The organism is Candidatus Phyllobacterium onerii (assembly GCF_028331445.1).
Classification (GTDB): domain Bacteria; phylum Pseudomonadota; class Alphaproteobacteria; order Rhizobiales; family Rhizobiaceae; genus Phyllobacterium; species Phyllobacterium onerii.
Genome location: NZ_JAQMHX010000003.1, coordinates 237,700 through 262,107 on the forward strand (window position 1 = coordinate 237,700; position 24,408 = coordinate 262,107).

Annotated in this window: 24 protein-coding genes; 10 read left to right on the forward strand and 14 right to left on the reverse strand. The window is 55.5% G+C overall.

The features are described 5' to 3' along the window. Positions 1–3: 3 nt before the first annotated feature. The 5 genes from PHA01_RS09195 to PHA01_RS09215 all read right to left on the reverse strand — a co-directional run bounded on the left by PHA01_RS09195 (position 4) and on the right by PHA01_RS09215 (position 2,815). A complete protein-coding gene (locus PHA01_RS09195) occupies positions 4–426 on the reverse strand; it encodes a helix-turn-helix transcriptional regulator (RefSeq protein ID WP_271894694.1) in 423 nt (140 codons plus the stop codon). Positions 427–436: 10 nt separating this feature from the next. Further along, positions 437–691 carry a type II toxin-antitoxin system RelE family toxin gene (locus PHA01_RS09200; protein ID WP_271894695.1) on the reverse strand — a complete coding sequence of 85 codons (255 nt, stop codon included), beginning with the start codon at positions 689–691 and terminating at the stop codon, positions 437–439. A 61-nt stretch (positions 692–752) separates the two neighbouring features. After that, on the reverse strand, positions 753–1,406 hold the full coding sequence (locus PHA01_RS09205) for an N-acetylmuramoyl-L-alanine amidase (protein ID WP_271894696.1): 654 nt from the start codon (positions 1,404–1,406) through the stop codon (positions 753–755). A gap of 107 nt (positions 1,407–1,513) precedes the next feature. Further along, complete coding sequence (locus tag PHA01_RS09210) at positions 1,514–1,996, reverse strand: CreA family protein (RefSeq protein ID WP_271894697.1); 483 nt, start codon at positions 1,994–1,996, stop codon at positions 1,514–1,516. Between the two features lie 186 nt (positions 1,997–2,182). Next, positions 2,183–2,815: a DapH/DapD/GlmU-related protein gene (locus PHA01_RS09215; RefSeq protein ID WP_271894698.1), complete on the reverse strand. Its 633-nt coding sequence runs from the start codon at positions 2,813–2,815 to the stop codon at positions 2,183–2,185. A 195-nt stretch (positions 2,816–3,010) separates the two neighbouring features. On the opposite strand from PHA01_RS09215, the gene PHA01_RS09220 reads away from it, so the two are divergent. The 9 genes from PHA01_RS09220 to PHA01_RS09260 all read left to right on the forward strand — a co-directional run bounded on the left by PHA01_RS09220 (position 3,011) and on the right by PHA01_RS09260 (position 12,500). Further along, a complete protein-coding gene (locus PHA01_RS09220) occupies positions 3,011–3,415 on the forward strand; it encodes a hypothetical protein (RefSeq protein ID WP_271894699.1) in 405 nt (134 codons plus the stop codon). A gap of 333 nt (positions 3,416–3,748) precedes the next feature. Beyond that, positions 3,749–4,339 (forward strand): SCO family protein, encoded by a 591-nt coding sequence (locus PHA01_RS09225; RefSeq protein WP_271894700.1) that lies wholly within the window; start codon positions 3,749–3,751, stop codon positions 4,337–4,339. Positions 4,340–4,489: 150 nt separating this feature from the next. Next, positions 4,490–5,374: a 50S ribosomal protein L11 methyltransferase gene (locus PHA01_RS09230; RefSeq protein ID WP_271894701.1), complete on the forward strand. Its 885-nt coding sequence runs from the start codon at positions 4,490–4,492 to the stop codon at positions 5,372–5,374. Positions 5,375–5,458: 84 nt separating this feature from the next. Beyond that, positions 5,459–6,532, forward strand: coding sequence for a hypothetical protein (locus PHA01_RS09235; RefSeq protein ID WP_271894703.1), 1,074 nt, complete (start codon positions 5,459–5,461; stop codon positions 6,530–6,532). Next, a complete protein-coding gene (locus PHA01_RS09240; RefSeq protein ID WP_271894705.1) occupies positions 6,529–7,227 on the forward strand; it encodes a hypothetical protein in 699 nt (232 codons plus the stop codon). Before PHA01_RS09235 ends, PHA01_RS09240 begins: the two co-directional genes overlap by 4 nt. A gap of 118 nt (positions 7,228–7,345) precedes the next feature. After that, entirely contained in the window at positions 7,346–8,044 is a 699-nt protein-coding gene (locus PHA01_RS09245) for a hypothetical protein (protein WP_271894707.1), read from the forward strand. 288 nt (positions 8,045–8,332) lie between these two features. Further along, complete coding sequence (locus PHA01_RS09250) at positions 8,333–9,622, forward strand: hypothetical protein (RefSeq protein ID WP_271894708.1); 1,290 nt, start codon at positions 8,333–8,335, stop codon at positions 9,620–9,622. A gap of 88 nt (positions 9,623–9,710) precedes the next feature. Then, positions 9,711–10,475: a hypothetical protein gene (locus tag PHA01_RS09255; protein ID WP_271894709.1), complete on the forward strand. Its 765-nt coding sequence runs from the start codon at positions 9,711–9,713 to the stop codon at positions 10,473–10,475. A gap of 183 nt (positions 10,476–10,658) precedes the next feature. Continuing rightward, a complete protein-coding gene (locus tag PHA01_RS09260; RefSeq protein ID WP_271894710.1) occupies positions 10,659–12,500 on the forward strand; it encodes an aminopeptidase P family protein in 1,842 nt (613 codons plus the stop codon). A gap of 7 nt (positions 12,501–12,507) precedes the next feature. On the opposite strand, the gene PHA01_RS09265 is transcribed toward PHA01_RS09260, so the two are convergent. Next, positions 12,508–12,801 (reverse strand): AzlD family protein, encoded by a 294-nt coding sequence (locus PHA01_RS09265; RefSeq protein ID WP_112530090.1) that lies wholly within the window; start codon positions 12,799–12,801, stop codon positions 12,508–12,510. Next, a complete protein-coding gene (locus tag PHA01_RS09270; protein ID WP_271894711.1) occupies positions 12,801–13,541 on the reverse strand; it encodes an AzlC family ABC transporter permease in 741 nt (246 codons plus the stop codon). Before PHA01_RS09270 ends, PHA01_RS09265 begins: the two co-directional genes overlap by 1 nt. 150 nt (positions 13,542–13,691) lie before the next feature. Here PHA01_RS09270 and PHA01_RS09275 point away from each other — a divergent pair, with 150 nt between their 5' ends. Continuing rightward, positions 13,692–14,036: a cupin domain-containing protein gene (locus PHA01_RS09275; RefSeq protein ID WP_271894712.1), complete on the forward strand. Its 345-nt coding sequence runs from the start codon at positions 13,692–13,694 to the stop codon at positions 14,034–14,036. 104 nt (positions 14,037–14,140) lie between these two features. On the opposite strand, the gene PHA01_RS09280 is transcribed toward PHA01_RS09275, so the two are convergent. From PHA01_RS09280 to PHA01_RS09310, 7 genes are all read right to left on the reverse strand, one after another. Then, entirely contained in the window at positions 14,141–16,411 is a 2,271-nt protein-coding gene (locus PHA01_RS09280) for a TonB-dependent hemoglobin/transferrin/lactoferrin family receptor (RefSeq protein ID WP_271894713.1), read from the reverse strand. Positions 16,412–16,626: 215 nt separating this feature from the next. Beyond that, a complete protein-coding gene (locus PHA01_RS09285; protein WP_271894714.1) occupies positions 16,627–17,331 on the reverse strand; it encodes a DUF2461 domain-containing protein in 705 nt (234 codons plus the stop codon). After that, positions 17,328–19,472, reverse strand: coding sequence for an NAD-dependent DNA ligase LigA (ligA, locus tag PHA01_RS09290; RefSeq protein WP_271894715.1), 2,145 nt, complete (start codon positions 19,470–19,472; stop codon positions 17,328–17,330). The genes PHA01_RS09285 and ligA overlap by 4 nt, the downstream gene beginning before the upstream one ends. A gap of 114 nt (positions 19,473–19,586) precedes the next feature. Then, a complete protein-coding gene (gene recN, locus PHA01_RS09295; protein WP_271894716.1) occupies positions 19,587–21,263 on the reverse strand; it encodes a DNA repair protein RecN in 1,677 nt (558 codons plus the stop codon). A 77-nt stretch (positions 21,264–21,340) separates the two neighbouring features. After that, a complete protein-coding gene (locus PHA01_RS09300; protein ID WP_210000402.1) occupies positions 21,341–22,177 on the reverse strand; it encodes an outer membrane protein assembly factor BamD in 837 nt (278 codons plus the stop codon). Positions 22,178–22,446: 269 nt separating this feature from the next. Next, a complete protein-coding gene (locus PHA01_RS09305) occupies positions 22,447–22,836 on the reverse strand; it encodes a tautomerase family protein (protein ID WP_271894717.1) in 390 nt (129 codons plus the stop codon). 984 nt (positions 22,837–23,820) lie between these two features. After that, positions 23,821–24,408 (reverse strand): hypothetical protein, encoded by a 588-nt coding sequence (locus tag PHA01_RS09310; RefSeq protein WP_271894718.1) that lies wholly within the window; start codon positions 24,406–24,408, stop codon positions 23,821–23,823.

A 24,408-nucleotide genomic window follows, 5' to 3' on the forward strand; every position in this document is an offset into this window, starting at 1 on the left:
GGTCTAACCAGCCAAATCGTCCAGAGTTACGTTTAGGAGCTCAGCAATGCGCTTCATAACGGATAGCGAACCATCCTTAGCTCCATTTTCAATTTCAGATAGATAGGGCTGAGAGATACCAGCGGCCCGCGCCAAGGCCACGGCAGTCATCCCGCGCCACTTCCGAAAGACGCGTACCGGATTTTGGCCAGCCACCAAAGCCGATACAATATCTTCGGGGAAAGTCTCCTCTTCACCACTCGCTATTCGCGCACGAATGTCCAACGCTTCTGCAAGCTCCTTTAGCGCCTCGCTATTTGCTTCCAACAAAGTAACATCAAGGCGCGAAATGATATCTTTTATCGCGATAAAATCGCCTTCTGCGATCATTGCATACCGCTGATCACTGCCCGGCGGCGTAATGTAACTTACCTTCAGATCGCCCATTTCACTTCCTTCAATAATAAACGCCGCCGCGAGGCCCAATTCTTACAATTGTCAGCACATTACCGCTCTCATCGAAAATGATACGCCAATCCCCAACCCGCAAACGCTTCAAACCCAACCCATGCAACACTTTTACATTGTTCTGTAAACTGGTCGGGTCATTCGCGTAGGTTCGAATTTTCAACAGGATCCGCTCAGCTTCATTTCGCGGAATGCGCCGCAAAAATCGGGATGCCTGTTTGCTATAAGCGATATTATTCGGCATATATATTACCAATAGCTATAAAATGCAAGGAAATTTGAAGATCGACTACGTGGCGCGTTCTTCAACCAATCGCACGCTGTCTATTCGGCTGGAAAAGTCCCCCACCCCTCACCCTCGCCTTGAACGTTTCCATGTCCCACGCCGGCCCCGGGTCTGACTTGCGGCCGGGGGCGATATCATCATGACCCATGATATCCTCGACGGCATATGCGCTGCAGATGGCTTGCGCTAGCGCAATCACGGTCTCGATCTGGGCGCTCGTAAATACCTCCCAGCCGCAATCGGGCACACCGAATTTATGGCGGGCTTCGATGACTTTCGAGCCATCAACGGCTACTCCGGTCCACGAGACCCAGCCTCCAGCACGCTTGTCAAGCGGTCCCCAGTTTTCGATTTCTATGCCGATAGCCGAACTGTTCAGCCCCGAATATCTGGTACCGCCCTTCCCCGTCCACTGGCTCTTGCCGGCATGCCAAGCCACAACATTGAATGGCACGCATTGCGTGACTGACCCATCGCGGCGGACAACGAGATGTGCCGAAACATTGGCTGCTTTTTGCGAAAAATACCTGGCGATATCGGCGTCCGGTCCGCTCGCGGTGTAGTGAATGATCAGAAATCTGGCTTTCAATTCGCCGCCAATGTTAGGCGAACCGACGAAATTCACATTCGAAGTACCCGTGTCGAGCCTGTGGTTTTTAATGCTAAAATTCATGATCAAACCCTTCAAATAAAAGCTCGATCCATCCTGCGATAAATAAGATTAAATTCCTATTAGCCAATGGTATGAGATTGTTTGCCAAATCGGGAACGACAAGATGATTACTCTGGCTTGCCCTTGGTCCAGTTGACGTTCCCAGCAAAGAGCGGGACTGTCGAGATCGAGGTTTTGGCCGAGCCATCCTGAACCTGCGTGGCATGGGCAAGATAAATGAGCGTGTTGTTTGGCTTGTCGTAGATGCGCGTAATAACGAGCTTCTTCCAGATGAGGCTGGTACGCTCGGAAAAAACCCGCTCGCCACCTTCGCCAAGCTCGATATCAGCGATGGTTATAGGACCTGTCTGTTGACAGGCAATCGAGGCATTGGACGGATCCTCGAACCAGTTGCCTTTCTGCAGCCGGTCGATCATGCCCCGCGAGAACGATGCAAGATGGCACGTAACGCCTTGCACCTTCGGATCGGTGACGGCATCAATGACGATATCATTGCCGAGCCAGTCAACACCGACCTTGCCGACTTCTTCGGCCTGAGTGGGCAGGACTGCGGCGCCTAGAAGGGCCAGTGCAGCAAGGGTGCGCTTCATCAGAAAACTCCCGAGGGTTTGACGTTGGGGCAAAACTCAGTTGGATACTGCGCGGAATGATTGCAAGCAAAACCGCGAACGGTGTTTAGAGCATTCCGTTTTTAATCGAGTCACTGCAATGCTCTAACTCTTTGTTTTTACGCAATTCCGGACGCAAAACCGGTTCCCACTTTTGCTGGAATTGCTCTAACGTTCCCATTTCGCCAGGAAATACTCGATGCCGAGTGACTGAATGTCCGGGATGGCTTCGAATAGCGTTTCCGGAGGCCAGTCCCACCAAGCAAGTCGCTGCAGGCGCGCGGCAATCTCTTCGGGGAAGCGAAGGCGGATCAGCCGGGCCGGATTGCCTGCGACGATCGTATAGGGCGCGACATTTTTGGTCACCACAGCGTTGGCGCCAATGACTGCGCCATGACCGATCTGGATTGCCGGCATGATCACCGCGCCATGGCCGATCCACACATCATGGCCGATCCCGACGCGTTTCGCTTGCCGGCGCGCGCGAAAAACGTTGTCGATGCCTTGGTACTTGAAAAATTCGTTGGGCCGGTAGCTGATCTTGTGCGTCGTCAGCCGCTCCATCGGGTGTTCGAGTGCGTTGATGCGAACGTTCGCTGCAATCGAGCAAAACCGCCCGATATCGGCATAGATTCCCTCGCTATGCCGTTCGAAGTAGGTAAAATCACCGGCGGTCACATCGCGCAGGACAACGCGCTCGCCAACTTCGGTATATTTGCCGAGCTTGACGCCTTTCAGCTGCGCGGATGGATGGATGCGCGGCTGGTCATTCTGGAAGCGCGGATCGTCGTTATCGGCCATGATCTTTCTCAATTGTTCAGCCAACTCTTTTGCACAAAAAGTGAACCCGAGCCAGATCCGTCAATAAAATCAAGTCGGTTTGGCTGCCCAGTCCTCGATTCACACGAATTTTGCAAGAATGCGAGCAAGTCAGCCATTAAGGGTAAATGGGCTAGCTGGTGTCGAGCGCCAAAAAAATATGAAATAGTATCTGGCATGTCCAATGCTGCTGAAATCGACCATCACTTGCGCAACGCCTTGATGAGCGTTCTATGCGGCAAGCTACTCGCAGTCCTGAGCTTTGGCCGTCGCATCGAAAGCATCATCGTCACCGACCATCCCTCATTGAAAACCGCCCCCGTCGATTTTGGGCCGGGCGGCTTTGCGAGCTTGTCGTTCGAAGAGCGAACTTTTACGGAATTCTGCGGCTATATCGCCGGGGCGCAGGTATCGGGAAACAGCCTGAAGCCGTCCGACTTTCCCGATGCCGAAAGGCAGGCCTTCGCACGCGCCGAGAAAATCCTTGCCCGTTTCGGCGATGAAAAAATGGAATTGCTGATCAGAAAACTATGCGGCATGCGCGAGCATGGCACGTATCCCTTGCGGTCGTTGACGAGTTGAAACGATGGCTCGCCATCTGTTCGCGTCCGACAAACGCGGGAGCCCGGAGAAGTCCGTATTTGCTTGGTTTTTCATTGTCAGACGACCGTAGCAAGTACCGGTCACTTGTTTGCATAAACCCAAGCGAAATCCTATAATCGAACCATGAAAACGTCATCCTCCATCAGTACACCGAGAATGGTGCTATATGCTGCTCTTGCGCTTGCAGCATCCATAGCTTCGGGGCTCACCTTTGCTGCGTGGTTCAACAAGGGCGATTCCATCTTCCTTTCTCTCATCAATGCGGGATTGGCCTGGTGCATGTAGTGCTTGGCAGTCCCTGAGTAATCATCCATGAACAAACGTCTGCTGCCTTTTTTGATCGTGGCGATTGCGCTTCTTGCCGGGGCTGCCGGCTGGATCACCTTCCAGTCGTCACGCCAGACGACGACCGGCAATCAGGGGCCGTTCGGCACGTCCTTCCAGCTTACGACGATGAATGGCGAACCGATCACGGAGGCGGCATTCCGGCAAAAGCCATCCGCCATATTCTTTGGTTTTACCCATTGCCCGGAAGTCTGCCCGACGACATTGTTCGAGCTTGACGGCTGGCTCAAGAAACTCGGCACGGAGGGCGCAGACCTAAACGCCTATTTCGTCACGGTGGACCCGGAGCGGGACACTGTCCCCGTGATGAAATCCTATGTCAGCAATGTGTCTGACCGGATCACGGGCGTGACAGGCGATCCCGACAAGATCGCAGCCATGCTGAAGGGCTATAGCGTCTTTGCGCGCAAGGTTCCCGTCGAAGGCAGCGACTATACGATGGACCACACCGCCTCGATCTTTCTTCTGGACAGCAAAGGCCGTTTCTTCGGCACCATTGCCTATGGCGAAAATCCTGATACGGCTGTCGAGAAACTGAAACGCCTCGCCAAAAGCTAGATTTCACGCCAGGGCGGACTGCAAACGGCGTTTTTCTGCGCTCCGGTGCTCACGTACCAAATGTACGCTGCGCTCTGGTGCTCGACAATCACCGTTTTCGCCTCGCCCTGAGATGAACTCGACACACCCTAAAGCAGAGAACTTTTTTGAATGACCACCCAGACCCGCCTTTTCGTTACCGCCGGCAAGATCGAAGCCGAGCGTATCTTCACCATGCTCGAACGTGAATTCGAGGACGATGGTCTGCCGGTCGCCAACGCCGAAATCGACGAGGATCGTGAAATATTCGAGGTTTCGGTCTATACATTCGAGCCCGACGAAATCGAGACACGCATTCGCGATGTTCTCGGCAGCGACACCTTCGGCCTTGAATTGAACCGTGAGCAGGTGCCGGACATCGACTGGGTCGCGCATTCGCTGGAAGGGCTGAAGCCGGTGCGCGCGGGACGCTTTTTCGTGCATGGCTCGCATGATCGCGACAAACGCCGCATCAATGATCTCGGCATCGAAATCGATGCAGGACAGGCATTCGGTACAGGCCACCACGGCACCACTTCCGGTTGTCTCGACATGATCAGCCAGGTCATCCGGCGCGAACATCCGCGCAATGCACTTGACCTTGGAACGGGCAGCGCTGTGCTTGCCATCGGCATCGCCAAGCTTGCGCCCATCCGTATTCTGGCGACGGATATCGACCCGGTCGCAGTCGCGGTGGCGCAGGAGAATGTGGTGAAGAACGGCGTTGCCGCCCGGATACAGACCGAAACCGCAACGGGCTTTCATCATCCGGCAATGCGCGCCGCCGCGCCTTTCGACCTCATCGTCGCAAACATCCTTGCACGGCCGCTGATGCAACTCGCCCCTGAAATGTGCAAACACCTCGCTTGGGGTGGTTCGCTCATCCTCTCCGGTATTCTCGAAACGCAACGGGAGAAAGTCCTCGCCGCCTACCGCGTCCAGGGCCTGTTTCATATGAAGACACTGCGCCGCGAGGGCTGGGTTACCCTGCATTTGAAAGCTAAAGCCGCGTATTAGAACCTTTTCGGAGTGGCATTGCCACATTCCAATTGACAGTCGCGATCGATTATAGGAATATTTTCTTTTTAAAGGATTTATTTCATGAGAGATTACGAATATGACCTGTCCCAAGTTTACCACCACAGATTTCGCGTTGAGGAAGCCGCCGCTGAACTGAAAGCGATGCGGCAAGCGCCGCCAAACACCTATCTGCCGAAAGATATCCGGGGAGCAGAACTCGGCTACGATTTCTGGCGTAGCAGGCTGCGTATCACGGAGGATATTTTACGAAGGTTTCACCCTGACCAGCCACGCGTACCTGCGGGTAATTCCGATGGCGGGCAATGGACCGATGGCGGTGGTGGGTTTGGCTCTGGCCGATCCAGCTCATCTGTCGATCCTATCAAAACCGGCGCGACGGCGGATGCTGCTACCAATAGCCAGCCTGCCACAACCGCTCCCGCGAAGGGGCCTTCGACCGGTTCCTGGATTGGCGAGGCGATGCGCGCTGTACGCCCACTTGTGCGCAGGATTCCCGGAGTATCGGCCCTTTCTGAAATCATCGACGGCATGGATTGGACCGATGACATCGACAGCCAGATTCAGGAATACAACCGGCTGGCTACGGAGATTGGACCCGACACCACCCTGATACCCGTTATATCGGCGCGCGCCCGTTCCTATTCGCTCGACAAGGATACGACGAAGGTAGCCGTTGGAACTCTGTCACGTGATGAGGTAATAAAGTACTGTCCGAACTACCTGACAGTGCAGGAACTGCTCAATCAGGCGACCGAGGAGGTCGACGCGGCTTCGAAATTTGATTCAATGGCAAATCGGGGCACACGTATTCACGCTCGGGCCGCGCAGAAAGTCGAGGCAATAGGGAATCCAAATTTGTTGGCGGAAATGTCCCTCCTGAAATCGGCGGCGACGGCCGAGGATAGCGTTGCATCGGGCAATAGTAGTGGCCCCTGGGTTAGATACGGCATGAAAGGTACGATACGAATAGACGTGTATGACGGGGCGTCCGAAAAGCTTGTCTGCGTCTATGATCCGAAGACCGGAGACAACGAAATCACGTTCCCCCGGCTCGACGAAATCGGGGGCATTGTGGCCCGCAACTTTGGCGAGGGCATGCAATTTTTTGTCGTCGGCATGAGACCATTCGAATGACGACAATCGCCCACGTCCGCCAGGTCGTCCAACCTCTCCTCCAGCGCCACGCGGACCTGGCGCTAGTCGGGCGCTATCTCCTTATCACGCCGGTGCATCACTTCACCCGCGGCATCATCATCGACCGTGGCAGCGACCCGAAACGGTTCGTTCCATCGACCAGCGTATCGTTGATATTCGATGGTTCGACTGTCGAAGGCATGGGCTGGGGAATGCGCCTTGCATATTTTTCGTTCGAGGGATTAGACGATGACCTGGCGAGACAGAGAAAGGCGGATCCGAAATTCATTCACTGGATGATCGACAACCCACCCAGCCTCGAGCGTCTGGTGAGAGTTATGGACGTTGCGTTGGAGACCCTGCGTTCCATCGTAACGCTTGATCAGATGATCGAATTTTGCGCACGGCCCGAGAATAATCTGATGCCGTTAAGCGTCTATCCCTATGCACGACTGCTCATGGCCGTTGCCACCGGCGATCTCAATGAGGCAATCGAAATCATCGACGCAACGCTGATGAAACCCAGGGAAATTCGGCGGGCCATGGACGTGTTCTACCCTACATTCTATCCGGCGCTGGTGGCCCGTGACCGGCAGGAATTGGCGCGAATCCTGCATGAGCTCGAAGCGAAAACGGTCAAAACCCTGAACTACGGCAAAGTCTGGGAACCAACGCCCTTTCCGCTGGAGCTATAGGGAACTTGGAGTTGGGTAAAACATACCTGCACAATCATTCTAAACGCCTGTTTCAGCGATGCCAATCGCCCGAGCCCTCGCGAGCCCGTAACTTTGTCATCGGCTTGAGACCGTTCGAATGACGACGATCGCCCAGGTCCGCCAAATCGTCCAACCTCTCCTCCAGCGCCACGCGGACCTGGCGCTAGTCGGGCGCTATCTCCTTATCACGCCGGTGCATCACTTCACCCGCGGCATTATCATCGACCGTGGCAGTGACCCGAAACTGTTCGTTCCATTGACCAGCGTGTCGTTGATATTCGATGCTTCCGCCCGACTAGGCATGGGCTGGGGAACGGACCTTGCGTATTTTTCGTTCGAGGGACTAGACGATGATCTGGCGAGACAGAGAAAGGCGGACCCGAAATTCATTCACTGGATGATCGACAATCCACCGAGCCTAAAGCATCTGGTAAGAGTTATGGACGTTGCGTTGGATACCCTGCGTTCCATTGTAACGCTCGATCAAATGATCGCATTTTGCGCGCGGCCCGAAAACAATCCGATGCCGTTAAGCGTCTATCCCTATGCACGACTGCTCATGGCCGTTGCCACCGGCGATCTCAATCAGGCAATCGAAATCATCGACGCAACGCTGATGAAACCCATGGAAATTCGGCGGGCCATGGACGCGTTCTACCCTACATTCTATCCGGCGCTGGTAGCCCATAACCGGCAGGAATTGGCGCGAATCCTGCATGAGCTCGAAGCGAAAACGGTCAAAAACCTGAAATACGGCAAAGTATGGGAACCAACGCCGTTTCCGCTGGAGCTATAGGGAACGTCGAGTTGAGTAAAATATATCTGCACAATCATCCTAGACGCCTGTTTCGGCGATGCCAATTGCCCGAGCCATCGCAAACGCGCAACTTTGTCGTCGGCATGAGGCCGTTCGAATGACGACAATCGCCCACGTCCGCCAGATCGTCCAGCCGCTCCTCCAGCGCCACGCGTACTTGGCGCTAGCTAAAGCGTCATACTAGCGCCTTTCGGGATGGCATTATCAAATTCCAATTGACAGTCTCAATCGATTATAGGAATATATTCTTTTTAAAGGATTTATTTCATGAGAGATTACGAACATGACCTGTCCCAAGTTCACCACCATAGATACCGCGTTGAAGAAGCCGCCGCCGAATTCAAAGCGATGCGGCAGGCGCCGCCCAATTCCTATCTGCCGAAGGATATCCGGGGAGCAGAACTCGGCTACGATTTCTGGCGTAGCAGGCTGCGTATCACGGAGGATATTCTACGAAGGTACCACCCCGATCAGCCACGCGTACCGGCGGGAAATTCCGATGGCGGACAATGGACCGATGGAGGTGGAGGATTTGCCTCTGATCGATCCAGCCCATCTGTCGATCCGATTAAGACCGGCGCTACATCGGCTCGTCCGCGTAGCAACAACGATCTTGTCAAACCCGTATCAGATTCAGATCAAGGGCAGCGCCGCAATCTTGAATTCAACGAAAGTCAGAAGGCTGAGCTCCGAAGGAAGATCGGCAGCGGAAAAGGAGCGTATGTCGAATCGTACAAATATCTGCATCAGCAAGTTCAAAATCGTCTGCAAAACCCTGGTTTGAGTGTTGCAGAGCGCAAAGAATTGGAAGCGAAGGAGTTCTGGCTGCGCAAGGCAGGAGAAATCAATGCCGACGATCCGAACAGTCAGGGCAATTTCTTCATTCGCAGCGTCACAGGAAATGGTTTGCGCTTTGACGACAAACCGGCCGGTCCTGAGAAGATACAGGGAAATTCCAATCGCATCGGAGCGTTTGTGATGAAGGATGTTTTGGAGACAGGTCAAATGCCGTCCATGCAACGGATCATTGCCAATGATGCCCTTTCCGTAACGGACGAAGAAGGAAGGCAGACATTAGGTGGCTGGGGCGGTTCATTCAACTATTGGGATATGCCTTTATCAAGTAAGCCGGGTGATACGGTGGGTGACCGTATTTCCAATAATCCCTCGGAGTATGAGAAATTCATTTCGGTGAACGCCAGGGCGCTTGCGGACACTGTTCGCAAATTCCGACTTGACCGTTACCCGGAAAATTCCGCCGAAGCGATAGTACAAGGACTAAACGCGCAGGTGCCGGCAAAAATCAAATTGCAAATCATCGATCGCGCACTTGATGGAATCAATGGCGAGCGTGGCGGTTTTGCCGGAGATCCTTATGATATCGATGGCTATCACCCTCGTTTTAACGATGATGACAATGTGGTCGGCTGGTTTTCACGGGATAAACGTCTCAAGGAAATCGACGTCACCGACGGCTTAAAAATCAACGAGCTCAATACGCGTTATAACATTCGCCAAAGCAAAGGAGAATTTCACCCCTGGCAAAATGCGGATTAGAATGAATGTTGACCCAGCTTACGACGAACGTCGCATTGTCTATGTGACGTTTGTCAATCAGAGTGCGGTTCCTGTTCAGGAGAAGCCAATGCTCAAGACTCTGGCCATCTGCTATGCGCTGATGACATTGTTATTTGGCATAGCTTTTTTTTCAAGCATTGCGATGGCCACGGAAGTCTATCCCTGCAAACCGGATATTGATCCAACACCCCCTGGATTTGGCATTCAGGAGTTGGACCCAAGTTATCCAGTTGAATATCGCTTGCAAGGTGGTCAAATATTTCGCATTCCCTATGGTTATGGCTTTCGAGCCAGGGCCGAAGATGTGAATTGCCATCCGGAAACAAGCCGCTTCCGTTTTTCGTTCTGGATGCCGGATTTGCGGTCCCCGCAAAAAGACCCACTCGGTTTGGCCGAAAGCAGACCAAGGGAAGACAATCAGGCTGTACCGGGCCAGAACCAATATATCGTTCTGGTGCGGTTTGTCGAACGGGCAACAGATGCCGATTATGCCGACAGCAAATTACCGTCGCGCTGGTTTCGGAACTGGATTGATCTGTTCGAACAACGTTACGTGCTCAGACCGGCGCATGATGGCTTGCTACAGATCATTGAAACAGGTCGTTCGTCTCTTTTCGATCCCCCGGTTGTATCGACGCAGTATATCAATTTTGAAGACGACAAAGAGGAAATATTTGTCGACTGCGAGGTGGGGGGAAGCTGCCGACTCAACATCTATTACAGCGATCTGCAATTGATTTTGAGGGCGGAGATTCCTGGTGATGCCTTTCCCCAATGGCGGGCGGTCAAAGACGGCGCCCGCACTTTGCTCGAACGCTGGATGGTGAAGTAGCAATCCAATGTTCGTTCAGGACAAGCATCTGAACCCCGATTAAATCGGTTGCCAAATGCACTCCTCCATTGCGCGTCTGAAAACGGGAGGCTAGGTTCCGACCCTATCATTGGCGCATGATCCTTGTTCAAAAAATCGCAAAGATTTTTGGGTCGTACGCTAAGCAAAGAGGTCCAGATTCCAATGTTCCAGTCGTTTGAGGTCACAAGCAATCCTGCTACCGGAGGGCCCCGTGTCGCCAAGCTGCGCGCTGAACTCGAAAACCTTGGCCTCGATGGTTTTCTTGTGCCGCGCGCCGATGAACACCAGGGCGAATACGTGCCTGCCCGCGCCCGCCGCCTGGCTTGGCTGACGGGTTTTACCGGCTCTGCCGGCGTTGCTCTGATCATGAAGAGCAAAGCCTATCTGTTTGTCGACGGGCGCTACACGTTGCAGGCAGCAGAGCAGACCGACCCGGAAGTCTTCACGATCGAAAGCCTTGTCGACACGCCACCTCCCGTGTGGCTGCGCAATGTCGACAAGAAGCTCACCATTGGGTTCGATCCCTGGCTCCACACGATCAGCGAAACCAAATCTTTGCGCGAGGCTCTGGAGAAAAACGGCGGTACGCTCGTTGCAGTCAAAGACAATCTTGTCGACATGATCTGGGACGACCAGCCTGCCCCGCCACTGGAAGCCGTCACGATCCAGCCGGAGAAATATGCCGGCAAGCTGGCGAGCCAGAAGCTGCATGAACTGGCTGAAGCCGTTGCCAAAGCCAAAGCCGATGCGACGATTCTCACGGATCCATCCTCTATTGCCTGGGCTTTCAATATTCGCGGCAATGATGTCAGCAACACGCCCCTTCCCCTCGCCTTCGCGCTGATTCCGGCATCGGGCGAACCGCTGCTTTTTATCGACAAGCGCAAGCTGCCAATCGAGACGGAAGCCTATCTCACCCAGCTTTCAACGTTGCGCGCCCCTTCAGCATTGGAGGGAGACGTCGCGGCCTTTGCCGCTGAGAGCAAGACTGTGATGCTCGATCCGGCGCTGACAGCAGAAAAGCTGCGTCTGATCATCGAAAAAGTCGGCGGCAAGGTCGTGGATGGCCTCGATCCGGCTCGGTTGCCACGCGCGCTCAAGAACGCGGTTGAGCTTGAGGGCGCACGCAAGTCGCATGAGCGCGACGGCGTAGCAATGGTATCCTTCCTTTCCTGGATCGATAGCCAGGCGCCGGGCACAATCGATGAGATCATCGCGGCGACGAAACTGGAAGAAACCCGCCAGACAGTGGCGGAGAGCTTCCAGATGCCGCTGGAAAATCTCTCGTTCGACAGCATTTCGGGGGCTGGACCGAATGGAGCCTTTGCGCATTACCGTGTCAGCACAGCGTCAAACCGCACATTAGAGGACGGTGAGCTCTATCTGATCGACAGCGGCGGCCAATATCGCGACGGGACCACCGACATCACCCGCACGCTGCCGGTCGGCAAGCCTTCAGATGATATGAAGCGCAAATTCACACTGGTGCTCAAGGGCATGATTGCCATTTCTACTGCGCGCTTTCCGAAGGGAACACGCGGTATGGACATTGATGTGCTTGCCCGCATTGCTCTGTGGAAACAGGGATATGATTATGGCCATGGTACCGGGCACGGCGTGGGTTCATTCCTGTCTGTGCATGAAGGGCCGCAGAGCATATCGAAGCGCGGCGTGCACGAACTGCTGCCCGGCATGATCCTTTCCAACGAACCCGGCTATTACAAGCCCGGCACTGGCGGCTATGGCATCCGCACCGAGAACCTGTTGATCGTCACGGAGCCGGAAGTGCCGGAAGGCGGCGACATCGCGATGATGGGTTTTGAGACGATTACGCTCTGCCCGATCGACAGACGGCTGATCGATGCCAGCCTGTTGATCCGAGAAGAGCTTATTTGGCTGGACGCCTATCACGCGCGAGTTCGCGAAGCGCTGCTGCCGCACACACATGGCCCGGCGCGCGAATGGCTGGTCGCCGCGACCGAGCCCTTCGGTCATGAGAGCTAGTTTGTAGTCACGAGAATTGGCGCAGCAGGATGATCACCGCTCCGCCGGCGAGGAACATGGTCAGCGCATTGAAGCGCAGCGCCACAAGACCGGCGAAGGCAAGCGCGATCAATCCGCGCCAGTCGGCTTCTGCCGCGGCAGGTGCAACAAGCGTCGTCAAAACCGCGGCAGGCACCGCATTGAGCGCTACTTCGACGCGAGGATGAATGCGCTCGAAGCGCGACAGAACCAGATGACCGCCGATACGCGTCAGGAATGTCAGAACCGCACCGGCGATTATGATCCACGTGATCGAGGACATCAGCTCCGCTCCTTCGCTGGTTTGGCGACAATCACAGCCATCAGAATGCCAGCAAGAGCGCCAATACTGACATGCCAGGGCGAGCCAATCGTCTTATAGGCAATGATTGAGACTACGGCGCTGGCGATGACGATCGCCGCCCAGTTATCGCGCTTGCGAAAGCCCATAACTAGCCCAAGAAAATAGATCGGCAGCAGCATATCGATTCCAAGAGCATGCGGGTCGGATATCAGATTGCCGAACAGACCACCGATCCAGGCTTCCGTGACCCACATCACGTAAATCGGCGTGGCGACGCCAAGGTACCAGATGAAAGTCACGGGTTTCCCGGATTCCGCGCGCTTCTCGGTTTCCGCGTATTGTGGATCGGTCAAAAGGAAATAGCTGAGAGCGCTCTGGAGCGGTTTGAAGTGGCCGATACGCCGTCCCACCGCCGCCGAATAGAGCACATGGCGGAAATTTACGGCGAAAATGGAAAAAACGATCAGCCAGGCAGGGACATTGTGGCCGAACAGTTCGATACCGACCATCTGGCTTGCACCGCCAAAAATCGCGGCGCTCATCAGCACGGCCTGGAACACGGTGAACCCATTGTCGACGGCCAGCGCGCCAAACAACAGCCCGAACGGGGCAGAAGCTATCATGATGGGCAGGCCTTTGGCGAAGCCTTCCCAGAACTGGGTGCGCGCACGGCCTGGATCGGCGGGAACCGATTGCCGTTGATATATTTGTTCGTCCATTGGTCTGCTCTAGGCCAGCTTCAACTGGCTGTCACGTCACATTTGTTGATTGATACCATCAATGTCACTGCAGTGATCGTGAATGCATCGGTCCTTGTCAGGCGATTTTGCCACGATTATTTTGCATCCACGAGACAAGGGAGACCAAAAATGCCGCATATAATAGAACGCGATGTCTGGGCGACTGATCCCGAGAATTGGCAAGGAGAGGTCACGGGCAAGCCTTACGGAACCAACGTCTCGGTGATTTTCAACCATCAGGAGCGCGTTGGCGCCGGGCCGCGGTTACACAAACATCCCTACACAGAGACATTCATCATCCGCAAAGGTCATGCACGATTTACCGTCGGGGATCAAATCATCGATGCCCATGAAGGTCAGATCGTCGTTTCGCCCGCCAACACGCCGCACAAATTTGAAAACCTCGGGCCGGGCACGCTGGAGACAATCGATATCCACGCCAACGAGGTGTTCGTAACCGAGTGGCTTGAATAGAATGTTGATCTCCCCCCACATGGAGGGGAGATCAGAGGCATCTAACTCATTGTTTTGACGCAATTCCGGGCGGAAAACCGGTTCCCACTTTTCCTGGAATTGCTCTAGAACTTCTGCGTGAGAGATACGCGGAAACTGCGGCCAACCTCCGTATAGCGATCTGCTATTGCAGGCGAAATTGAATCCGGCACATCGAGCGCATTCCAGTACTTGGTATCGAAGATATTGAAGATGCCGGCCTGAAGTTTCATTCCCTTGGCGAATTTTGGTTCCCACCAGAGAGTGGTATCGACAAGCGCATATCCCGGAGCCACGAAACCGCCATCGCTGACCTTGTCACGGCGCGAGGCCATGGTCAGCGACACGTCACTACCCCATTCCTCTACCGCATATCCCAGCCCGACGATCGCACGAACCGGCGGCACCGAATTCAGGTATTCGTCATTCTCGGTATCCTTGCCTACTGTCCACGCGACCGAAGCCCAGGTGCGCCAATGGTCGGCAAAGTTCACGTGGCCACGCAGTTCTGCGCCATAGATCTGGACGCGATCAAGGTTGGCATAACCCGTGATACCGCCGACCGGGAATTCGCCGCCAGGAGGCGCGATCGTCACTTCCTCGATGAAGTTGCGGTAGTAATTGTTAAAGATGCTGCCGCCAAATCCATAGGTCTCGTTTTCGAGTTTCGCGCCAATTTCAAAACCATTGCTGGTTTCGGGCTTTAGATCAGGATTGCCGATTCTGGCGTAGGAGCCGGGCGCGCCGTAGTTCTGAAAGAGTTCAAGCGCGGTCGGAGCACGGAAACCCTGTGCCCACTGAGCGTAGAAGTCGAGGTCCGGGGCAGCGTGCCACGTTGCGCGGAGCTTCGGAGAGAAGCGCGAGTCGCTGTTGGAGGAAGGTATCGTACCGTCGAAATTGGGACCAGCCTCATAAGCAGCAGTCGATTGCGGGCGATGATCATACCAGTCAAAACGTCCGCCGGGTGTGATTGTCACACGGCCATTCAGGACGTCGATGTCATCCTCGGCATAGAGACCTACTGCGAGAGATTCGACGTCTGGCATATCGGATGAATTCGAATGCAGCATCCGGCATGATTGCGGACCGAAAGGTTGTGGAATCGTGGACCAATCGACATCGGGACAATTGTCGACGCCTGCTGAATATTGGTGCAGGTCCTGGCGGTAGATTTCTCCGCCGACACGGAACGTGTGTGTGAGGTTGCCGATCTCGGTGCTTTTCAGAACATTGCCGGTGAGGCCGTAACTGTCCTGCTTCAGCTCATTGTCACGCGTATAGATGCCGGAGGGATAGCCGTAGAAGAATGGATCTCCGCGAATTATTCGCGCCCGACTATCAGGCAAACGAACGCCGTCCGTTGTCTTGGTGAGGACCTGCTGCTGCCAATAGGCTATCGCATGCGCCTCATCGATCCAGCCGGTCTTGTCAGGCGAGATATAGTCGTAACTCGCAGATATCCGCTTGCGCTCGACATCGTCTCCGGATTCGAGACTTCCTCGAACGTAGCTTGCCGTCGAACCGATCTTGTCATCGATGTCCGCATCGCGCTTGAAGTATTCGCCGGTTATGCCAAACCGATGGCCGCCATCGACGTTCTGATAAATCTTGGCGAGAAAATTGCCTTGGTCGAAGTCTAAAGGATTGGCTTCGGTTCGCGTTGCGCCATAGCCCCCAACGTCGCCCATATTTTCGAATTCATGGCCTTGCCTATAGCCGCCCTGGATCAAAAATTCCGTATCGTTGGCGCGCGCAGCGACGGCGGCATTGGTACGCCAGCTCCGGTCGGCACTGTCATAGACGCCCTTGGTTATAGCACCCCAATTGCGTCCGTCCGTCAAAAGGTCCTCCGGATCAAGCGTCTGCAGCTGCACGACCCCGCCCAAAGCGCCCGAGCCATAACGGCTGGAATCGGCGCCCTTGGTAATATCGATCGCCGAAAGCCCATCGAAATCCACCGCGTTCAAACCGCCCGAATTGCTGCGCGGGTCGGTCAGCCACGGCACACGTATGCCGTCGATTGTCGTCAGGACGCGATTCTGATCCAGGCCCCTCAGATTGATGCTGTTGTTTTGCGTATTGAAATTGACGCCGGCATCGACGCGGCGCCCAAGATCCTCGAAACTCTCGACCATGCGCTCCTGAATTTCTTGCCGGTCGGTCACGGTGGTCAATGGGGATTTTTCACCCTCGGCGGCTTTCGGCCGGGCGCCTTTTACGACGATTGTTTCGAGTTCGATATTGTCACCAGTGTTTGTGGTGTTTTGCGCCATCGATGCGCCGGTGCTCAACCCAAACATCACCAATGTACTGGCGCCGCCACACATGAGGCGCGCAAGCAGAGTCTTCTTAGCCATGTCCCAGTTCCCCAAACCCAAAAGAGAATGCCTGGCTGGCTTACGTCACACGCAAATATCGTTGTGGGTCAGTGGCTTGCTGAGCTAATAAACAGCGCGTGTCCACGCCGTACAAATGTTCACTACTAAAACTATACTATAAAAGTCAACATTAATTAATTACACATTGTCACAATCTGGCATTCGCCATTCGAACCTCGGCAAAATGATATGAATCAGGAGGTTGCAGTGCCCTCGATAGCCCTGCCCCAATCGATCAGCGGCTTGGCGCGCACCGCAAAATCGAGAAGATCATCCGCAAGCTTTGGCGAAGTGATATCGGCGGGACCGATCGCATGGCGGACGACGAAATTCCGGTTGCGAAGCGCTTCTATCAAATCAGCATCCGTGACCGATTCAAATCCGCGCGGCGTGCGCTTCAATGCATCCGTATCTTTCATCGCCAGCCGATTTTTCTTGAGCGCCTTGACCATGGCGCGATAGTTTTCCGGCTTGTCGACGATGGCCTTGCGCATCGCGAGCAGGAGTTCCGGCTTCTGCTGCCACCATGCGACAGCGGCGTAACAGCCGCGATAATCTTCGTGGCCGATGCAGACATAGAAACAGCCGCTTTCGGCCCACTTCGTGCCGTCTGGCGAAAGAAGCGCGGACAAGTGGCGGTTATACGGGCTCTTGTCCTTGGAAAAGCGCACATCGCGTTTGATACGGAATTGCGACTTCTTGCGATCGCCCCTGAAGGGGAGGCCCGCCTTCGCGAACCGGGCTATCAGATCTTCGACAAGATCGCCCAGCGGTTCGTAAAGATGAGTATCGAAAATATCCTTGTTCTCCAGAAACCATTCTCGGTTCTGGTGGAAATCGAGCGCTTTCAGAAAGGGCAACGCCTTGTCGCCAAAGCCTTTGAAAACCACGTCGCTCATGCGCCCACCAGTGTAAACCAGGAATCTTCGTCGATCACTTCAATGCCGAGAGTCTGGGCCTGTGCAAGTTTCGATCCCGCGCCGGGGCCTGCCACCACAAGATCGGTTTTCTTGGAGACGGAGCCCGCCGTCTTGGCGCCATAACGTTCGGCCATTGCCTTGGCCTCGTCGCGTGACATCCGCTCGAGCGACCCGGTAAAGACGATGGTCTTGCCTGCCACCGGCGAGTGGCTGACGGTTCTGACTTCTTCATCGAGCGGCGTGACCTCGGCAAGGAGTGCATCGAGAGCGTGGCGGTTGTGCTCCTCGGCATAGAAATCGACCAGCGCCTCCGCAACAATGCTGCCGATACCCTCCACTTCGTTCAACTCGCGCCACGCATCGTTGCCCTTGTCGGCTTTGTCCCGGGGCGATTCCGCGGCCATGGCTACGCTGGCAAGCGCATCGTAGGAACGGTAGGCTCTGGCGAGCCGCTTGGCATTGACCTCACCCACATGGCGAATGCCAAGCGCGTAAACGAAGCGGCTGAGCGAAACTTCGCGCCGGTCGTCGATCGCGTCATAAAGCTTCTTTACCGACGTTGCGCCGAAACCATCGATGTTTTCGAGCTTCGCCAACGAAGCCGCCTGACGCTTCTTCAAGGTGAAGATATCGGCAGGCGTGCCGATATGCAGCGCCGGATCCTCCGATTTGAAGAAGAACTCCACCTGCTTCTCGCCTAACCCCTCGATATCGAAGGCGTTGCGCGAGACGAAATGCCGGATACGCTCAACCGCTTGTGCTGGGCAGATCAACCCGCCCGTGCAGCGCCGCACCGCCTCACCTTCCTCGCGTACGGCATGGGAACCGCAAGCCGGGCAAATATCCGGGAATCTATAGGGTGTCGTTCCTCGCGGCTTGTCGGCGACGATATCGACAATCTGCGGGATGACATCGCCGGCACGTTGCACTACGACCGTATCGCCGATGCGCAGGTCCCGCCCCTCGCGGATAGGCTGGCCGTTCTGACCGATACCCTTGATGTAATCCTCGTTGTGCAAGGTCACATTGGTCACGACCACCCCGCCAACCGTGACGGGCTCAAGCCGCGCGACCGGTGTCAGCGCGCCGGTGCGGCCAACCTGAATGTCGATGCCCTTGAGGATCGTCATCGCTCGCTCAGCCGGGAATTTATGCGCGATCGCCCAGCGCGGGCTGCGGGAGACAAAGCCGAGACGTTGCTGCAGCGCCAGATCATCAACCTTGTAGACCACGCCATCGATATCGTAGCCGAGCAGCGCCCGCTGTTCCTCGATCTGGTGATAGTGCTTCACCAGTGCTTCTACCGTCTCGAACCGTTGCATCAGCGGGTTGACGCGGAAGCCATAGGATTTGAACGCTTCGACCATGCCCATTTGCGTCTTGGCAGGCATCTCGCTGACCTCACCCCAGGCATAGGCAAAGAATTGCAGCGGCCGCGAAGCAGTGATCGTAGGGTCGAGCTGGCGCAGGGAACCCGCCGCCGCATTGCGCGGATTGGCGAAAATCTGCTTGCCGTCCTTGGCCTGCCGCTCGTTCAACGCTGCGAAATCCGCGTGGCTCATATAGACCTCGCCGCGCACCTCCAGCACCTCCGGCGGTTTGCCGCTGAGCACATTGGGGATACTCGCAACTGTCCGGGCATTGAGCGTGACGTTTTCGCCTGTGGTTCCGTCGCCGCGGGTTGCCGCCGTCACCAGCCTGCCGAGCTCGTAGCGCAAGGAAAGCGACAGCCCATCGATCTTGGGTTCCGCCGTGATGCCAATCTTTGCGTCGGCTCCAAGCTTGAGAAACCTGCGGATGCGGCCGACGAAATCCTCGACATCGCTGTCGTGAAAAGCATTGTCCAGCGACAGCATCGGAATTGAATGGGTGACTTTGCCGAACTTTTCCGAAGCGACGGCACCGACTTTGTTCGATGGCGAGTCTTCACGCTTCAGATGCGGAAAACGCTGTTCGATTGCGAGATTCCGGCGCCGCAGCGCATCATACTCGGCATCCGAGATGATCGGGGCGTCTTCCGTATTGTAGCGGTAGTCATGCTGGGCAATCTCGGCTGCAAGGCGGCCAAGCTCCTCAGTGGCATCCGACTCGCTTAATTGTTCTACGGGAATATCTGCCATGTTTTGTCCGACGCTGAGAATACGGATTCGGGCGGGAGATTAGCTTAAGAGAAATGGAAAAGCATCGTTGAAAGTACGTATCCGACGTAGCTGCAGCCAGCTCCTGACATCACGTTAAATGACAGCAGCGTTTTCCCGGAGCAACCGCACTGCTGCGGCGCGCGCTTCGTCGGTGACACTGGCGCCAGCCAGCATGCGGGCGATTTCTTCCTGCCGGTCGCCGGTCTCCATCGCCCGTATGGATGTCGCCACGCGGTCATTGCCGGCAGCGGCCTTGGCGATGAGGAAATGTGTCTGAGCTCGCGCGGCTACCTGCGGCGCATGCGTGACGGAGAGAACCTGAACGGTGCCCGCAAGCCGCCGCAGACGCTGGCCAATGGCGTCGGCGACCGCACCGCCCACACCTGTGTCGATCTCATCGAACACCAGCGTCGGCGCCGAGCCGCGATCGGCAAGGGCTACTTTCAGCGCCAAGAGGAAACGCGAGAGCTCACCGCCGGATGCGACCTTCATCATCGGACCGGCGCGAGTGCCCGGATTGGTCCGCACCCAATATTCGACAGTGTCGATCCCATCCGCTGTGCGGCTCTCTGCATCAGTCGTCATCTCGACGATGAACTCGGCGCGCTCCAGTTTCAGAGCGGGCAGTTCCGCCATGACAGCCTGTTTCAAATGTTCGGCAGTCTCGTGGCGGTCTTTTGAAAGTGCGAGAGCGGCCAGATCATAGGCGTCGCGTGCGGCCTGCGCCTCTTTTTCGAGCGCTGCCAGCCGCTCGGCTCCCGCGTCGATATCGGCAAGGTCCGCATCCATCCGGTCACGCAGCGCCGGAAGGTCATCGACGGCAACGGAATATTTGCGCGCGGCGGCACGCAACGCGAAGAGCCGTTCCTCCGTTTGCTCAAGCACACGCGGGTCGAAATCGATGGCGCGGATCGCCTGCTCAATGCCATTTTGCGCCTCCGCTAGCGCATTCAGGGCCTCGTCGATGGCCTTGACGACCGGCTCCAGCAATTGTGGGGCCTCTGGCACCTTGCGTTCCAGCCTTCGGACGAGACTTGCGAGGGAAGGTACGGGAGACGCGTTGCCGGACAACACCTCATTGGCATCGTTGACATCGCCCGCGATCTTTTCCGAACGCATCATGTCCGTGCGCCTGATCGCCAGCGTCTCTTCTTCCAGCGGTTCCGGATCGAGCTTTGCAAGTTCTTCGACCGAGGCGCGCAGATAATCTGCCTCGCGTGTCGCCGCTTCCACCTTGGCACGGTGGCGGACCAATGTGTGTTCCGTATCGCGCCAGGTCTTGTGAAGTGTACGCACAAGCGCCGCCTTGATTTCAAGGGCTCCAAAGGCATCGAGCAAGGTGCGGTGGATATCGAGATCGACAAGCGCACGATCGTCATGCTGGCCGTGGATCTCGACAAGTCTGCGTCCAAGTTCTTTCAGCAGGGTGACGCTTGCCGCCTGATCGTTGATGAAAACGCGACTGCGGCCATCGGCATTCTGCACACGGCGCAGGATGATATCGCCATCGTCGTCAATGTCGTTCTCACGCAGCAGCGCGCGAGCCGGATGGCTCCCCACCACATCGAAGACTGCGGTAACTTGACCCTGTTCAGCGCCATGACGCACGAGCGAGGCATCGCCGCGCGACCCCAAGGCCAGCGACAAAGCATCGAGCAGAATGGATTTACCTGCACCTGTCTCGCCCGTTAGCACCGACAGACCTTCGCGAAACTCGATGTCGAGCCGTTCAATCAGAACTATATCGCGGATCGACAGATGCGAAAGCATGGTTGCTCAGGTTAGGGTTTCTTCGTTTTTACGCAATTCCGGACGGAAAACCGGTTCCCACTTTTCCTGGAATTGCTTTAGACGCCGTCTTTACCACCAGTGATAGCTTCTGCGGCTTTGGATAGCCATGAGCCGGCGTTCTGCCGAGGTTCAAGCCCGCCACTTTGCAGCAGTTTGTAGCTGTCTTTGTACCACTCGCTGTCCGGATAATTCTGGCCGAGAACCGCGGCCGCTGTCTGGGCTTCATTGGTGATGCCCAACGCGTAATAGGCTTCAACCAGGCGGGCCAAGGCTTCCTCCACCTGGCGTGTGTTCGAATATTGTTCGACAACGCCGCGGAAGCGCTTGATCGCCGCCAGATATTCCTTGCGTTCGAGATAGTAACGGCCGACCTGCATTTCCTTGCCGGCGAGCTGATCGCGGCCGAAGCGGATCTTTTGCTTGGAATCCTCGACATATTCTGAGTCGGGGTAGCGTTCGACCACCTCGTTGAACGCAGCAATCGAGCGGCGAGTCATGCTCTGCTCGCGTGTCACATCGGGGATCTGGCGGTAATAGCAAAGACCGGTGATGTAATAAGCGTAAGCCGCCTCCGGCTGCGTTGGATAAAGCGCAATGTAGCGCTTGGTCATGGCAATCGACTCGTCATATTTGCCTGCGCGGTAATTGGCGAACGCGCCCATCACCAGTGATTTGCGGGCAAATTCCGAATAAGGATGCTGGCGGTCGACAGCATCGAATTTCTTGGCGGCCTCATCGAGGCGGCCGGAATTCAGATTGGCCAGAGCCTGGTTATAAAGAACGTCTGCAGGTTCGATCGTGTCGACATATGCATTGAGATCGATGTCATCGTCCTTCGAGGCACAACCGGAAATTGCAATAGCGCTGGCGACTGGAAGGAGTAGAAAGGCCATCCTGGCCTTGCCCCCAAAGCCTTTACTTATCGACATTCTGCTATTCGCCATGCTGTTTCCGGCCCCATATATTAATTTAAGAGCGATGATTGCAAACCCGATATCACGTTTGCATCCCACACTCTAGGCATAGTCAATCTACCGTCGGTTGGGCGGTCATAAACCACAAGCGACGAGAATCAGCAATCTTATTGCCATGTAATCGTCCAATTTTGTGGCGGAGCCGAAAATGAACTGTAAATCCCTAAGATTCGCTTATTTTGTTTCAACTACGCGTTTTCAAGCAACTGGGCTTCACCATTACTGAAAGACCATTCATCCCGGCTTGAAGTGCTGATGATTATCATGACGTCCTCCGGTCGGACGCCGGGCGCTTCGCTGAGCTGCTTGACCAAGCGTTTGTAGAATGCCTGCTTCGTTGCGGCATCGCGAGGTCTGCCGATGGTAATCTCGAACACCATGAAGTCGTCTGAACGCGGACCGCCAAAATAATTGCGGTCGAATACGAACTCTCCTGGGCGATGCTGCTGAATGGCCTGGAAACGATCCGCAAGCGGAACATTGAATGCTTCGACCATGGCTTGATGCAGGCTATCGGAGACGGCCTTCAGATATTCTGGGGATTTTCCTTCAAGAAGCGAAATGCGGGTAAAGGGCATGGAACCATCCTTTCTCGATAGGTTATGCAATCAGTTCAAAACGATTCAGCAAACTACCTGAAAAGCCTCCATTTGAAGAAAAATTTGATTCATGAAGAGACAGAAAATCGATTCTCGATCCGAAAAACCGATTCATTGTTCACCAACTCTACGAGAGTCCGAAACGCTGCTCTGCCTCTGACCGCGGGAAATAGGATCCGTGTAAGGGCTTTATGGCAGTTTCAGTCAATTCGAAGTATACGCGATTTTTTGGACGTATTCCCCTTCAATAAGGAGACGGTCCGAAATCTCTTGACCAGAGGGGCTTGCCGCCAAGGCTACCCTAAAAGGGCTTCTCGATGGCAAAGAATTTAGCGTTGCGCACGGAGCCTCAAAAACCGGCTGTCGCTTTGACTCTAAATCTGAGACACGATGCGCTGGACGTCATTTCTTGCCTTTAATTATGAGATTTCGCCGCCGTCGGCTCGGTGCCACTCAATCCTGAAGGGACCTGACCTTTGCGCTAGTCGCCACGCAATGTGGTCGACTGCTGCAATCAAGCGGGGCTCCTTCTGATAGCTTCTGGGCCGCCGCGATGGCCGCGAGGGAGAAGAGCCGGGCCGTCTGATTGAAGCTCTGTAGTGCGAATGCAAGAGCCCCGCGGACATTCTTGATTGCCATGGCAAAGGTGACGGCCCACATGGCGCACCGTAGACGAACGGTGCCATTGCCGCTTGCTCGAGCAGCCCTGCCCCGATGCGGGCACGACGAAGCAGCTTTTCCGGAAGAAGCTCACTGTTAGCGCCAGACCGTCGCCCTGCTGACGCCGAGTTCCCAAAACGCGTCGCGAATGCCGCTTTCCACACTGCCGGAGCCAGTGAGGTGGCAAAGAAACCCGCCGCACATGATGATGTTGGAGTGCCCCAAGATTGAGCGCGGTAGCCTCGTATATACCCTTCTTGGCATCGTTTAATGCCTCACTTCGTATGCCTAGAAAACGTCTGGTCAAGTTGGATCGAAATAGGCCTGTGATCCTGGGTGCACCGGGACAATTCCGCTCGGTGCGTCGGCAGGTGTGGGGAGTAAGTCTTGGTGCTCCACCAATGTGTGGGCTACGAGGTAAGAGTGGCGTGCCACAAAATCCGTCCGGCAGACCAGGACGTGGCTTCCGAACGAGACAATGGACCTTAGCGGCACGTTGCGAATATCGGTGAACGGTGCCTTGGCGAGAAAGAGCGCCTCGGCGCCGTCCTTCGTCATGATACCAATATCCTGTTGATGTGTGCCGATGAGCACGCCGATACGCCTCGTGTCTTCAGCACGGACCAGCCTGGAGCGCGAGGCAGGTAGAAAGCGCGCCAGAACATCGACCACCGATTGGGCGATAGCGGTGGCTTTGCCGTCATCGCGCTGGCCGATGATCAGAAGGCGGTATTTTCGGTAGGTCTTCGTCAGGCCGTCCGGTTCCATATCGGCGAACAAAAGCCCGGCAGGGCCTTTGTGCTTGTCGGTGGCCATGATAGCCGGCGTATATCCGGTCAGCACAGATACGGCCAAACCTGTTCCCAGTGTCAGCAAAGCGCGCCTATCCAT